We start from the raw sequence: 13,985 nt of genomic DNA, 5'->3' as shown, positions 1-13,985 counted from the left end.
GGGCCCGGATGCCGAGCATCCGGGCCCTTCTCTGTGACGCGGGTCAGACCTCGCGGACGATGCCGAGCGGCGTCGACTGCCGCGCCTGGCCCAGCGGGTTGTCGCCGAGGATCTCGACCAGACGGCGCTCGCCGGCCTTGTCGAGAGTCGAGCCGAGGATGTTCCCGCCGATGTCGTTGATGTCCACCACGGCCACGTCGACGTCGCCGCCGAGCAGCCGCTGCAGGCGCTCGGCCACGCCGCGCGGGTCCTTCGGGCCGAGCACGACCGCCTCGTTGTACGGCGGGATCGTGTTCTTGGTGGGTCCGTCGATCGCCCTCGCCTTGTCGCCGGCGACGCGGTAGAAGTCGCCGCGCCGGCCGAAGGCCTTGGTGATCACCGAGACGCCCGCCGCGAAAAGGATCCGCAGCGTGCCGCACTCGCGCAGCGCCATCTCCATGGTCTCGGGCATCCCGAGGCCGATGCCGTACGACGTGCGCACGACGTAGCGGGAGAGGAAGCGCGCCAGCGGACGCGGAGTGATCTCGTCGAGACGGTACGAGCGACCCTGCGTGATCGCCACGATCTTCTCCGTGACGAACAGCAGGTCTCCCGGCTGCACGGCGTCCTTCGCGTACTCCGTGATCACGGCGTCGAGATCGTCGCCGGGCATGATCACACGGGTCTTCAGCGGGATCCGCGCATAGCTCTTGCCGTCGACGCTCGCCTCGAGCGCCTTGCCCTCGTTCGCCTGCATCACTCGAGGTAGTCCCGCAGCGACTGCGAGCGGCTCGGGTGGCGCAGCTTCGCCATCGTCTTCGACTCGATCTGGCGGATGCGCTCACGCGTGACGCCGAACGTGTCGCCGATCTGGTCGAGGGTCTTGGGCTGGCCGTCGCCGAGGCCGAAGCGCATCCGGATCACGCCGGCCTCGCGCTCCGAGAGCGAGTCGAGCAGCTGCTCGAGCTGGCGCTGCAGCATCGTGAACCCGACGGCGTCGGCCGGGACCACGGCCTCGGTGTCCTCGATGAGGTCGCCGAACTCGCTGTCGCCGTCCTCGCCGAGCGGGGTGTGCAGCGAGATCGGCTCGCGACCGTACTTCTGCACCTCCACGACCTTCTCCGGGGTCATGTCCAGCTCGCGGCTCAGCTCCTCGGGAGTGGGTTCACGACCGAGGTCCTGCAGCATCTGCCGCTGGACGCGGGCGAGCTTGTTGATGACCTCGACCATGTGCACGGGGATGCGGATGGTGCGGGCCTGGTCGGCCATGGCGCGGGTGATGGCCTGACGGATCCACCAGGTGGCGTACGTCGAGAACTTGAAGCCCTTGGTGTAGTCGAACTTCTCGACCGCGCGGATGAGACCGAGGTTGCCCTCCTGGATCAGGTCCAGGAACTGCATGCCACGGCCGGTGTAGCGCTTCGCGAGCGAGACGACGAGGCGGAGGTTGGCGCCGAGCAGGTGGCTCTTCGCGCGCTGGCCGTCGCGGGCGACCCACTGGAGGTCGAGGCCCAGCTGGCTCGTCTTCTCCGCCGCCGACATCGTCGACAGCTTCTCCTCGGCGAACAGGCCGGCCTCGATGCGCATCGCGAGCTCGACCTCTTCGGCCGCGTTCAGCAGCGCGACCTTTCCGATCTGCTTCAGGTAGTCCTTGACCGGGTCGGCCGTGGCACCGGTGATCTGCGTCGAGTAGACGGGGACGTCGTCCTCGTCGCTCGTCGAGATGACGATCGCGCCGGTGGGCAGCGGCTCGGTGAACTTCGGCTTGGAGTCCTCTTCGTCCTCGTCGGCCTCTTCCGCCGCGCCGGCGACGGGTGCCTCGTCCTCTTCGACGATGTCATCCGACTTCTTCTTCTTCGCGGGAGCGCGCTTGGCCGCCGCGCGCTGCGCCGCGGTCTTGGGCGCCGGCTTCTCCGGGGCCTCCTCGACCTGCGCATCGACCTCGGGAGCGTCGGCAGTCTTCTTCGTCCGGGATTTCTTCGTCGTGGCAGGGGTCACGTTTCGCCTTTCACGGGGCGGCTCGGCCACCCCGGGACATTTCGGACACTAGTAAGACCCTTGTCAAGTCCGATCTCCGGAAAAGATCGATTGACAACGGGTCAGACTCCTAGTATCGCACACGTGAGGGGATGCCGTCGCATTCCGGCGAAGTTCCCGCCGGGCGCGTCATCCCCGTCCTGGCTTGTCGTCGTCGGTGTTCGGCCGCGTGGCGAGATAGCGCTCCAGCTCGGCCGCCAGCTCGTCGGCGCTCGGCAGGTCGCGCTCGCTGAACCCGCCCTCGTCGTAGGAGCCGTCCTCGGGGTCGCGTCCTGCCATGTACGCGTCGTAGCGACGCTCGAGGTTGTGCACCATCTGCTGCAGCTCGTCGTTGCCCGCGACCTGCTCGTCGACGCGGGTGAGGTAGTCCTCCCGCCGCTCCTGGACCTCGTCCAGCATCAGCACGAGCCCTGTCGCAGCCATCAGCCGCTCCGCCGCGGCGATCACCGCATCCGGGTTCTCGGTCTCCGCGAGGTAGTGCGGCACCAGCAGCACGAAGCCGACCACGCGGTCTCCGCGCTCGGCGAAGCGGAACTCCAGAAGGTGCCCGGCGGTGGCGGGGACCTGCGTGCGCGGGCGCCAGACCGAGTGGGCCACCGTGAGCTCGCGGCGGTTGCCGCTCACCGTCGTGCCGATGGGACGCGTGTGCGGCACCGGCATGGCGATCGAGTGCACCCAGTTGAGACCTGCGACCTCGAACTCCGCCGCGAGGTCGAGGACCGTGCGGGCGAACGCGTTCCAGGCGAAGTCGGGCTCGTACCCCGCGAGGAGCAGGAACTTCTGGCCCAGGGCGTCGGTGGCCAGGGACAGCTCGAGTCGCGGAGGGCGGAACTCGGTGAGGTGGTCCTGGTCGAAGGAGATCACCGGACGGCGCGCGCGGTAGTCCAGGAGCAGATCGTTGTCGAACACGACGATCGGCTGCGGCGACGTCGTCTCCCGGAGGTGCTCGATGAGACCCGCGACGGCGCTGCCGGCGTCGGTGAAGCCGGTCAGCAGCATCACCAGGGGCAGACCGGGCGGCACATCCGGCGCGTTCGCGACACGTTCGTGGATCTCTCCGGAGAAGGGCATGACTCCATGCTACGAGCCGCGTCCGGCGGGAGGGTGACGGCCGTCATGCTGAGAGCGAACACGCGTCGACGCCGCCTCGCCCGGCAGGCCTCGCGCCATCCCTAGGATGGAGGCATGACGCTTCCCGTGCTCTCCCGCACCTCTGATCAGTTCCCCGGAAGCGCTGCAGATGCCGCAGTGCTCGTCGTGCCCGACATCTCGGACTCCGCGGAGTCGCTCGCCGGCTTCCCCGGGCTCGTGGAGTCCCTGCAGGGCGTCGGGTTCACCGGAGCCGCCTCGGCCTTCACCCGCGTCCACGCCCCCGAGGTCACTGCCGTCCCGTTCGCGGTGGTCGGCGCGGGCGCCGCTCCGACCGCACTCGCGGTGCGCAACGCCGTCGGCGCCGCCCTGCGCACGCTGACCGGATTCGGCACCGTCTCGCTGGCGCTCGCGCCCGGTCTCGAGGAGTTCGCGGATGCCGCTGCAGAGGGCGCCGCGCTCGGCGGCTACCGCTTCGACAGCTACAAGGCCGACAAGGGCAAGCCCCGTGCCTCCGCCGTCGTGCTGCACGCCGAGGTCGACGACGCGGCGATCGCTCGCGCGAACGCCGTCGGCGAGGCGGTCGCGCTGATCAAGGACCTGGTCCTCGTCCCGGCGGAGTGGCAGAGCCCGGCACAGCTCGCGCAGAGCGCCGCGGACAGCGTGGCTGGCCTGGACGTGACCGTCGAGATCCTCGACGAGAAGGACCTCGCAGAGCAGGGCTTCGGCGGCATCCTCGGCGTCGCGCAGGGCTCGGACCGCCCGCCGCGCCTGGTCCGTCTCGACTACGCCCCCGCCGACGCCGTGCGGCACATCGCCCTGGTGGGCAAGGGCATCACCTTCGACACCGGCGGCCTCTCCCTGAAGCCGGCGGCCTCGATGCTCGGCATGAAGTTCGACATGGCCGGCGCCGCCACCAGCCTCGCCGCGCTGCGCGCCGTCGCCGCCCTCGGTCTCCCGGTGCGCGTCACTGCCTGGCTGGGCATCACGGACAACATGCCGTCAGGGCGCGCGATCCGTCCCGGCGATGTCGTGCGCATCCTCGACGGCACCACGGTCGAGGTGCTGAACACGGATGCCGAGGGCCGTCTGGTGCTCGCCGACGGTCTGGTCGCCGCGAGCCGCGAGACCCCGGACGTCATCATCGACGTCGCCACGCTCACCGGAGCCATCGTCGCCGCGCTGGGCCACCGCCACACCGGCGTGTTCGGCGACGACGACACGGTCTCCGAGTTCCTCGCCGCCGCCGACGCCGCCGACGAGCTGGCCTGGCACATGCCGCTGCCGACGTACATGGAGGACTCCATGGACTCGCCGATCGCGGACCTGCAGAACGTGAACATGAGCGACCGGATGGGCGGCGCCTCGTATGCCGGGCTGTTCCTCCGTCGCTTCGTCGGCAGGGTCTCTGAGCAGGAGGACGCGCCCCGGATCCCCTGGGTGCACCTCGACATCGCCGGCTCCAGCGAGCACAACGGCGCACCGTACGGGTTCACGGAGAAGGGCCCGACCGGCGCGATGGTCCGATCGATCATCGCGTTCGCCGAGGCATCCGCCGCCGGCATCGCCGACGCATCCCACCAGGAGGCATGAACCATGACCACGCACACCTTCGACATCGTCGTCCTCGGTGGCGGCAGCGGCGGCTACGCGGCCGCTCTTCGCGCTAGTGAGCTCGGCAAGACCGTCGCGCTCATCGAGAAGGACAAGGTCGGCGGCACCTGCCTGCACCGCGGCTGCATCCCCACCAAGGCGCTCCTGCACGCCGCGGAGGTCGCGGAGCACGTGCGCGGCGCCGCGCACGTGGGCATCAGCGCCACCCTCGACGGGATCGACGCGGCCGGCGTCCGCGCCTACCGCGAGGGCATCGTGGCCAAGAAGTACAAGGGGCTCGAGGGCCTGGTCAAGGCCCGCGGCATCACCACCGTCTCGGGTCTCGGCCGGCTGAACGCCGACCGCACCGTCAGCGTCGGCGACGACGTATACGCGGGCACCGACGTCATCCTCGCGACCGGCTCCTACAGCCGCACGCTCCCCGGCCTCGAGATCGGCGGGCGCATCCTCACGAGCGAGCAGGCCCTGTCGCTCGATGTCATCCCCGAACGGGTGCTCATCCTCGGCGGCGGGGTCATCGGCGTGGAGTTCGCCAGCGTCTGGCGCTCCTTCGGCGCCGAGGTGACCATCGTCGAGGCTCTCCCCCACCTCGTGCCGAACGAGGACATCGCCCTCAGCAAGGGGCTCGAGCGGGCCTTCCGCCGTCGCGGCATCCAGTACTCGCTCGGCGTGCGCTTCCAGACCGCGACCCAGGACGACACCTCCGTCACCGTGACCCTCGAGGACGGCAAGGAGTTCACCGCCGACTACCTGCTCGTCGCCGTGGGCCGAGGGCCCGTCACCGCCGACCTCGGATTCGAGGAGGCCGGCGTCACCCTCGACCGCGACTTCGTGACGGTGGATGACGACCTGCGGACGGGTGTTCCGGGTGTCTGGGCCGTCGGCGACATCACGCCCGGCCTGCAGCTCGCGCACCGCGGCTTCCAGCAGGGCATCGCCGTTGCCGAGCGCATCGCCGGCCTCGCACCCGTGAACATCCCGGACGCGCAGATCCCGAAGGTCACCTACTCCAGCCCCGAGGTCGCCTCGGTCGGCGTCACGGAGCAGGCGGCGATCGCGGAGCACGGCGCGGATGCCGTCACCGCCTACGAGTACAACCTCGCCGGCAACGGCAAGAGCGAGATCATCGGCACCGGCGGCCTGGTGAAGGTCGTCCGCCTCAAGGACGGGCCTGTGGTCGGCGTGCATCTTCTCGGAGACCGGGTCGGCGAGCTCATCACCGAGGGCCAGCTGGCCGTCGTGTGGGAGGCGCACCCGGAGGACATCGCTCCGCTCATCCACGCTCACCCGACCCAGAGCGAGGCGCTCGGCGAAGCCTTCCTCGCCCTCGCCGGAAAGCCACTCCACGCTCTCTGAGCACCAATCGGTGCGCAGTTCACTAAGCTAGACAAGCGTCATACAACTTCCTGAAGGAGACTCCGTCATGAGCACATCCGTGGTCCTCCCCGCTCTCGGTGAGAGCGTCACAGAGGGTACGGTCACCCGCTGGCTGAAGCAGGTCGGTGACACGGTGCAGGCGGACGAGGGCCTGCTCGAGATCTCGACCGACAAGGTCGACACCGAGATCCCCTCCCCCGTGACCGGCGTGATCGAGGAGATCCTCGTCGCCGAGGACGAGACCGTCGAGGTCGGCGCGCTCCTGGCGCGCATCGGCGACGGCAGCGGTGCCGCACCGGCGGCGGATGCTCCGGCAGCCGCGGCGCCCGCCGCCGAGGCCGCTCCGGCTGAGGCAGCGCCCGCACCGGCCGAGGCCGCTCCTGCTGCTGAGGCGCCGGCCGCTCCTGCTGCTGAGGCGCCCGCCGCTCCGGCCGGCGACGCGACCGACATCGTGCTCCCCGAGCTGGGCGAGAGCGTCACCGAGGGCACCGTCACCCGCTGGCTGAAGCAGGTCGGCGACACCGTGGCGGTGGACGAGGCGCTGCTCGAGATCTCGACCGACAAGGTCGACACCGAGATCCCCTCCCCCGTCGCCGGCGTTCTGCAGGAGATCGTCGCCGCCGAGGATGAGACCGTCGCCGTCGGCGCCGTGCTCGCCCGCATCGGTTCCGGGGCGGCCCCCGCCGCCGCACCGGCCGAGGCTCCGGCCCCCGCTGCTGCTCCCGCACCGGCTGCTCCCGCTCCCGCTGCCCCGGCGGCGGCTCCTGCTGCTCCCGCACCTGCTGCCCCCGCACCGGCTGCTCCCGCGGCTCCTGCACCGGCTGCTCCGGCCCCCGCAGCTCCCGCAGCCGCCGAGTCGAAGCTCGCGCTGCCCACCGAGAGCGACAACCTCTACGTCACCCCGCTGGTGCGCCGCCTGGCTGCGCAGCAGGGTGTCGACCTCGCCTCGGTCACCGGCACCGGCGTCGGCGGACGCATCCGCAAGGAGGACGTCCTGAAGGCGGCCGAGACCGCCGCAGCACCGGCTGCCGCCGCACCGGCTGCAGCCGCCGCTCCTGCTCCGCTCGAGGTGTCGCCGCTCCGCGGAACCACGCAGCCGATGTCGCGCCTGCGCAAGGTGCTCTCCGAGCGCGCCGTCGCGTCGATGCAGCAGACCGCTCAGCTCACCACGGTCGTCGAGGTCGATGTCACCGCTCTCGCCGAGTACCGCGACAGCGTCAAGGCGTCCTTCCTTCAGAAGACCGGCGACAAGCTGTCCTTCCTGCCGTTCTTCGCGCTCGCCGCCGCCGAGGCGCTGCGTGCCTTCCCGATCGTGAACGCCACGGTCGACGGCACCGACATCGTGTACCCGGCCACCGAGAACCTCTCGATCGCCGTCGACACCGAGCGCGGCCTGCTCACGCCGGTCCTGCGCGATGCTGCCTCGAAGAACATCGCCGAGATCGCGCACGAGATCGCCGACCTGGCCGCCCGTACCCGCGACAACAAGCTGAAGCCGGACGAGCTCAGCGGCGGCACGTTCACGCTGACCAACACCGGATCGCGCGGTGCGCTGTTCGACACGCCCGTCGTGTTCCTGCCGCAGTCCGCGATCCTCGGCACCGGCACCGTCGTCAAGCGACCTGGCCTCGTCAAGGTCGGCGGCACCGAGGCGATCGCGATCCGCTCGTACGTCTACCTCGCGCTGTCGTACGACCACCGGATCATCGACGGCGCCGACGCCGCACGCTTCCTCGGCGCGGTGAAGGCCCGCCTGGAGGCGGCGCAGTTCGCCGCGCAGCTCGGAGCCTGACGCCTCGGAGAATCACCCTGGCTGGTCCGCGACGCCGTAGACGTCGCGGACCAGCCATTTCTCGTTCTGGCGCACGAGCACCATCATCTGCTCGACGCCCCCTGCGGCATCCGTCCCGCCCGCGGTGAGCCGGATGACAGCCACATCGCCGTACTCGTCGACGATCTCCGCCGCGCGCCCGGGCTCCTCGACGAGGACGCCTGCGAGAGCCGCGGCGATCCCCGACGAGCCAGGTGCCACGGCATCGGCGCAGAGCTCGTCACCGCTCTCGGTGCACGCGGCGAGAAGCTTCAGCAGGCCCTCCGCGGCGGCGACCGGGTCATCGTCCGCCGCGGAGGGGGTCTTCTCGGCCGCCCGTCCGGAAGGGGTGGCATCAGGCGCGTCCCGCCCGCCGATCGGTGCCGCCGTCTGTGCGGTCGAGGACCCGTCCGGATCTCCGGTCGCACCACCGGGCCACAGGAGACCGCCGGCCAGCACGGCGGCCGCGGATGCGCCGGCGACGAGCAGCGTCCGGCGTCGGCGCGGCACCGTCTTTGTTGCGCCGGCCGGGACCTGACTGGACGTCCCCGTCCGCGCCAGGCGGCCTCGCAGTGCGCCGATCGCCTTCCCCGCGGATGCGCCGCCGGCCGACAGGAACCCGCGGATGCGATCGAGGGGGGCGCCCTCTCCGTCGCCGCGGACCACGCGCGCCTCGCGCCTGCTGAGCACGGGTCTCCGGCCGGCCGCACGCAGCGCCTCGATGTCACGCACGCGTTCCGGGGCGTGCACGTCGCGGCGCAGCGGTCTCGGCGCGGCGATCGCCAGCAGCTCCGCCTCCCAGCGGTCGAGCTGGGCCTGCGGCATCCGCGGCCGTCCGGCGCCCCGCTCGAGCCCGTCGTGCACCGCGGAGAGCAGACGGGCCAGGGCGCGTTCCGGCTGGCCGTCGCGCAGCCGTCCGACGATCTCGAGGGCCCCGGCGCGGGCATCCGCTCCAGCCCCGATGGCGAACAGCGGGCGCCCGTCATCCGTCAGCCACCAGCTCCCGGTGAGCGGTTCCGCTCCTGCGTCCCCGAGTTCGCCGAGACCGCGCAGCAGGCTCGCCACGAGGGTGCACGTCTCGCCGGCCGCGAGTGCGGCATCGGCGGCGGCGCGGCGCCCGAGGAAGGCGAGGATCCTCTCCGTGCACCACGGCAGCAGAGCGTCCTGCCCGTCGGCACGGCGAGCGACGTCGACGGGACCGGCGACGTGCTCGGAGCCGGCGTGCACCCATCCCGCCCAGCCGTGCAGCTCCTCGGCGTCCACTCGCACCAGGACGGACTCTCCGCTCGTCACGAGGGCGCCCGTGTACGGCCCCTCTCCCGTGTCGAGCATCCTGATCATCCGATGCGCCCCGGGGACCAGCCCGGACGTCTCCGCGTCAACCTCGTCCACTGCCATGGAGCCATGACAGCGGACCCGGGCGACCGGCGGGCGGCTCAGGGCCCGATGTGGACGGATCCGAGCCAAGACGGCTTCCGTGCAGGAGGAGTGCAGGAGGAGTGCAGGAGGAATCCGCCTGACGCGAACGACGGCATCGGGCGCACCCCGGAATCGGTAGTCTTGTACGCATGTCAAACCGTGCGTCGCAACCCGAGAAGCGTCCTGGGTTCTTCTCCCAGATCAAGTCCCTCTTCCGGTTCACACGCGAGTCCTATTCGTGGCTCCCCTGGGCGCAGATCGCCATCGTCATCCTCGGCGTGCTGCTCGGCCTCATCGCCGGCTACCTCATCCCGCCGTTCCAGATCTGGACGCTCGTCCTGTGGGGCATCTCGGGCCTCATGCTCGGCGTCCTCGGCGCGATGTTCCTGATGACCCGCCTGTCGACCTCGGCGATGTACCAGAAGATCGACGGCATGCCCGGCGCCACCGGGCACGTCCTCAGCACCAGCCTCGGCCGCAATTGGCAGGCCTCGGAGACGCCGGTCGGCATCAACCCGAAGACGCAGGACGCCGTCTACCGCACGGTCGGACGCGGCGGCGTGGTCGTCGTCGGCGAGGGCGCCCGCGGTCGCCTCACCCGTCTGGTCAACGACGAGCGCAGCAAGGCCGCGCGCGTGGCCAACGGCGTGCCCGTGACGGTCCTGTACGTCGGCCACGGTGAGGGAGAGGTCGCGATCGCCGACCTCGCGAAGACGATCAAGAAGCTTCCCAAGGCGATCGACAAGGCGACGATGGCCGCCGTCATCCGCCGCCTCGAGTCCGTCTCGCAGTCGCTGTCCTCGCTGCCCATACCGAAGGGCATCGACCCGACCAAGGTCCGCTCGCAGCGCCCGCGCTGACCCGCAGCCCTCCGCACGCACGAGAGAGGCGGCCACCCCGAGGGGTGGCCGCCTCTCTCGTGTCGGCCCGTCACTCGGAGAGCGGCTGACGCGGCAGCCGGCGCACCTTGGCGCGCCGACGCTTGCGCTCCGGGATCATCGAGCGCATCTCCTCGAGCTTGCCGAAGCAGAACAGCCGGTCCTCCGCTTCGAGCACCACGTGCTTGCGCGGGTTCGGGATCACGCTCACGCCGCGGTGCAGCGTGAGCACGGTGATGTCGCGCTCCCACAGGCCCGCCTCGCCCAGCGTCTTGCCGACGAGGTCGGCTGCGCCGTGCACGAGGAGCTCGGCCACGCCGTAGCCGGTGGAGACGGTCAGACGCTGCCGCACGTCGATCTCCGGGAAGGCCACCTGACCGGCGATGTAGTCGATGATGGCGCCGGCGACGTCGAGCTTGGTCGCCGTCTCGATGCCCTGCAACCCCGGGGAGGAGTTGACCTCCATCACGAGCGGCCCGTCCTCGCCCTCGAGCATGTCCACGCCCGCGACGCGAAGTCCCATGATCTGCGCGGACCGCACGGCCGCGCGCTCGTAGACGGGGTCGAGCTCGATCGCCTCGACGGAGCCTCCGCGGTGGACGTTCGAGCGGAACTCGTCGCCGGCGGCGGAGCGCCGCATGGCGGCGACGACGCGATCGCCGACGACGAGCGCGCGGATGTCCTTGCCGCGGCTCTCCGAGATGAACTTCTGGATCAGCACGTTCTGCTTCGTCGAGTGCAGGGTCTCGATGATCGCCTCCGCGACCTTCACCTGCGGTGCGAGGATCACGCCGATGCCCTGCGTGCCCTCCAGCAGCTTGATGACGACGGGTGCTCCGCCGACGCGCTCGATCGCCGGGCGCACGTCGGCGCGGTTGCGGACGAAGGCGGTCGGCGGCATCGCGATGTTGTGCCGCGACAGGATCTGGTTGGCGCGCAGCTTGTCCCGCGCGCTCGAGATCCCGTTCGCGGTGTTCGGCGTGTACACGTCCATCTGCTCGAACTGGCGCACCACGGCGGTGCCGAAGTACGTGATCGAGTTGCCGATGCGGGGCAGGATGGCGTCGTAGTCGCTGAGCTGACGTCCCCGGTAGTGCAGATCCGGTTCCTCCGACGTGAGATCGATCGCGAAGCGCAGCGTGTTCAGCACCTTGACCGTGTGGCCGCGCTGGAGCGCCGCCGCCCGAAGTCGTTGGGTGGAGTACGCCTGCGGCGCACGGGAGAGCACAGCGATCTTCACGGGGATTTCCTGCCAGGATGGTCGGGTGAGTAAGACATCCCATTCAAACACTCTTATCGGGTGGCGAGAATGGGTGAGCCTGCCCGATCTCGGCGTCGACTGGATCAAGGCCAAGATCGACACCGGTGCGCGCACCTCGTCACTGCACGCCTTCGACATCCACGAGTTCGAGCGCGACGGCGTGTCGTGGGTGCGGTTCCGGGTCAAGCCCTGGCAGGAGAGCCAGGAGGATGCCGTCGACGTCGAGTCGCCCGTGCACGACCGTCGCGCGGTGCGCAGCTCTTCGGGTCACGCACAGGAGCGCTTCGTCATCGAGATGCTGATCCGCCTGCACGACCGCGAGGTGCTCGCGGAGGTGACCCTGAGCAACCGCGACGAGATGGGCTTCCGGATGCTCATCGGCCGCGAGGCGCTGCGCCAGGGCTACGTGGTCGACCCCGCCCGCTCGTTCGTGGGCGGCCGCGCCCCGCGAGAGGCGCGGCGCCGCAATCGCGGCAAGGACCCCGTGACGGGGACCCCGCAGGAGCGTTCCTAGAGATCGATGCCCCGGACGCTCAGGCGCGGATCAGGACCAGCCCCGCGGCCTTGTCGTGAAGCCCTCGCTGATCGGCATCCCAGATGACGGCGGGGATGACGACGACGAGCAGCAGCGTGCGCACGACCGGGCGCCAGATGCCGGGCCACCCTCCGCCGAGGCGCACCACGCGCATGCCGAGGATGCGATGCCCCGGGCTGCCGCCGGCGGTCGGGATGAACACGATCTGCAGCAGCGCGAACACCGCCATCGGCGCGAACTGGGTGAGCCCCGCCTCGGAAGGCAGCGCGAACTGCTCGAAGCCGAGGAACCCCGTCGCGATGATCGACGCGGCCAGGTAGTCGATGGCCAGGGCTCCGATGCGGCGGCCCGGCCGGGCGATGCTCCCCGTCCCCGTCTTCGGCAGTCCGAGTCGCTCACCGGGGTACGAGTTCACAGCATCCGTCACTCCCCCAGCCTACCGAGCCGCGTAACATGCCCGAAACAAAGCGGACACCCGGGGGAAATCCTCCGCACGTACTGTGCAGAATGGCCGTGAAGCCACCGACCCGTATTTCAGGAGCCGTACATGTTCAAAGATTCGTCCGAGGTGCTCGCCTACATCAAGGAGAACGACGTCAAGTTCCTTGACATCCGCTTCACCGATCTCCCCGGCGTGCAGCAGCACTTCAACATTCCGGCGTCGACGGTCGATGAGGACTTCTTCGTCAACGGCCAGCTGTTCGACGGCTCCTCGATCCGCGGCTTCGCCAGCATCCATGAGTCGGACATGCAGCTGATCCCGGATGTCACCACGGCCTACGTCGACCCGTTCCGCGAGGCGAGCACCCTCGTGATGGTCTTCGACATCTACAACCCGCGCACCGGTGAGATCTACACGAAGGACCCGCGCCAGGTCGCCAAGAACGCGGAGAAGTACCTCGCGTCCACCGGCATCGCCGACACGGCCTACTTCGCCCCCGAGGCCGAGTTCTACATCTTCGACGAGGTCCGCTACTCGGTCACCGCCGGCGAGAGCTTCTACAAGGTCGACTCCGAGGAGGCCGCGTGGAACACCGGCCGCGAGGAGGAGGGCGGGAACCTCGGCAACAAGACCCCGTACAAGGGCGGCTACTTCCCTGTCTCCCCCGTCGACAAGACGGCTGATCTGCGCGACGACATCACGCTGAAGCTGATCGATGCGGGCTTCGTCCTCGAGCGCTCGCACCACGAGGTCGGCACCGCCGGCCAGCAGGAGATCAACTACCGCTTCGACACGATGGTGCACGCGGCGGACGACATCCTGAAGTTCAAGTACATCGTCAAGAACACCGCCGACCAGTGGGGCAAGGTCGCGACGTTCATGCCGAAGCCGCTGTTCGGCGACAACGGATCCGGCATGCACACGCACCAGTCGCTGTGGAACGACGGCAAGCCGCTGTTCTACGACGAGGCCGGCTACGGTCAGCTCAGCGACATCGCGCGCTGGTACATCGGCGGCATCCTGGCGCACGCGCCGGCACTGCTCGCCTTCACGAACCCGACGCTGAACAGCTACCACCGCCTGGTCAAGGGCTTCGAGGCCCCGGTCAACCTGGTGTACTCCGCCGGCAACCGCTCGGCCGCGATCCGCATCCCGATCACCGGCTCGAACCCGAAGGCCAAGCGCATCGAGTTCCGCGCACCTGACGCCTCGGGCAACCCCTACCTCGCGTTCGCCGCCCAGCTCATGGCCGGCCTCGACGGCATCAAGAACCGCATCGAGCCGCACGAGCCGGTCGACAAGGACCTCTACGAGCTTCCGCCCGAGGAGGCCAAGGGCATCCCGCAGGTGCCGAACTCCCTGCTGGACTCCCTCGAGGCTCTGCGCGAGGACCACGCCTTCCTGCTCGAGGGCGGTGTCTTCACCCAGGAGCTCATCGACACCTGGATCTCGTACAAGTACGAGAACGAGATCCTGCCGATGGCTCAGCGTCCGCACCCGTTCGAGTACGAGCTGTACTTCGGCGTCTGATCCAGCCGCCTCCG

12 protein-coding genes are annotated in these 13,985 nt (G+C 70.0%); 6 read left to right on the top strand and 6 right to left on the bottom strand.

The features are described from left to right. Nucleotides 1-43: 43 nt before the first annotated feature. From G6G98_RS01640 to G6G98_RS01630, 3 genes are all read right to left on the bottom strand, one after another. Entirely contained in the window at nt 44-736 is a 693-nt protein-coding gene (locus G6G98_RS01640; protein ID WP_067352251.1) for a coenzyme F420-0:L-glutamate ligase, read from the bottom strand. Next, a complete protein-coding gene (locus G6G98_RS01635) occupies nt 736-1,977 on the bottom strand; it encodes an RNA polymerase sigma factor (RefSeq protein WP_067352253.1) in 1,242 nt (413 codons plus the stop codon). Before G6G98_RS01635 ends, G6G98_RS01640 begins: the two co-directional genes overlap by 1 nt. A 168-nt stretch (nt 1,978-2,145) precedes the next feature. Continuing rightward, nucleotides 2,146-3,087, bottom strand: a complete 942-nt coding sequence (locus tag G6G98_RS01630) for a proteasome assembly chaperone family protein (protein ID WP_067352256.1) — start codon at nt 3,085-3,087, stop codon at nt 2,146-2,148. Nucleotides 3,088-3,201: 114 nt separating this feature from the next. Between G6G98_RS01630 and G6G98_RS01625 the strand changes: the two genes are divergently transcribed. From G6G98_RS01625 to sucB, 3 genes are all read left to right on the top strand, one after another. Further along, nucleotides 3,202-4,698 (top strand): leucyl aminopeptidase, encoded by a 1,497-nt coding sequence (locus G6G98_RS01625; protein WP_067352259.1) that lies wholly within the window; start codon nt 3,202-3,204, stop codon nt 4,696-4,698. Between the two features lie 3 nt (nt 4,699-4,701). Beyond that, on the top strand, nt 4,702-6,075 hold the full coding sequence (gene lpdA, locus G6G98_RS01620; RefSeq protein ID WP_067352262.1) for a dihydrolipoyl dehydrogenase: 1,374 nt from the start codon (nt 4,702-4,704) through the stop codon (nt 6,073-6,075). A 67-nt stretch (nt 6,076-6,142) separates the two neighbouring features. Then, nucleotides 6,143-7,888: a 2-oxoglutarate dehydrogenase, E2 component, dihydrolipoamide succinyltransferase gene (gene sucB, locus G6G98_RS01615; RefSeq protein ID WP_164233821.1), complete on the top strand. Its 1,746-nt coding sequence runs from the start codon at nt 6,143-6,145 to the stop codon at nt 7,886-7,888. Nucleotides 7,889-7,900: 12 nt separating this feature from the next. Here sucB and G6G98_RS01610 read toward each other — a convergent pair whose 3' ends face one another. Then, a complete protein-coding gene (locus G6G98_RS01610) occupies nt 7,901-9,304 on the bottom strand; it encodes a hypothetical protein (RefSeq protein WP_164233180.1) in 1,404 nt (467 codons plus the stop codon). A gap of 170 nt (nt 9,305-9,474) precedes the next feature. On the opposite strand from G6G98_RS01610, the gene G6G98_RS01605 reads away from it, so the two are divergent. Continuing rightward, nucleotides 9,475-10,185: a DUF4191 family protein gene (locus G6G98_RS01605; RefSeq protein ID WP_067352273.1), complete on the top strand. Its 711-nt coding sequence runs from the start codon at nt 9,475-9,477 to the stop codon at nt 10,183-10,185. Between the two features lie 70 nt (nt 10,186-10,255). On the opposite strand, the gene G6G98_RS01600 is transcribed toward G6G98_RS01605, so the two are convergent. Beyond that, a complete protein-coding gene (locus G6G98_RS01600; RefSeq protein ID WP_067352276.1) occupies nt 10,256-11,443 on the bottom strand; it encodes a RimK family alpha-L-glutamate ligase in 1,188 nt (395 codons plus the stop codon). Between the two features lie 25 nt (nt 11,444-11,468). Between G6G98_RS01600 and G6G98_RS01595 the strand changes: the two genes are divergently transcribed. Further along, the gene (locus tag G6G98_RS01595; RefSeq protein WP_067352280.1) at nt 11,469-11,978 is read left to right on the top strand and encodes an ATP-dependent zinc protease family protein; all 510 of its coding nucleotides are present in this window, start codon (nt 11,469-11,471) and stop codon (nt 11,976-11,978) included. A gap of 19 nt (nt 11,979-11,997) precedes the next feature. Here the strand turns inward: G6G98_RS01595 and G6G98_RS01590 are convergent, their stop codons facing one another. Continuing rightward, on the bottom strand, nt 11,998-12,426 hold the full coding sequence (locus G6G98_RS01590; RefSeq protein ID WP_067352283.1) for an RDD family protein: 429 nt from the start codon (nt 12,424-12,426) through the stop codon (nt 11,998-12,000). Between the two features lie 120 nt (nt 12,427-12,546). Here G6G98_RS01590 and glnA point away from each other — a divergent pair, with 120 nt between their 5' ends. After that, nucleotides 12,547-13,971 carry a type I glutamate--ammonia ligase gene (glnA, locus tag G6G98_RS01585; RefSeq protein ID WP_067352286.1) on the top strand — a complete coding sequence of 475 codons (1,425 nt, stop codon included), beginning with the start codon at nt 12,547-12,549 and terminating at the stop codon, nt 13,969-13,971. Nucleotides 13,972-13,985: the final 14 nt, after the last annotated feature.

It is taken from the genome of Microbacterium hydrocarbonoxydans (genome assembly GCF_011752045.1).
Lineage (GTDB): Bacteria > Actinomycetota > Actinomycetes > Actinomycetales > Microbacteriaceae > Microbacterium.
The sequence above is the reverse complement of the archived record's forward strand: the minus strand, read 5'-3'. Positions and strand labels throughout refer to the sequence as shown.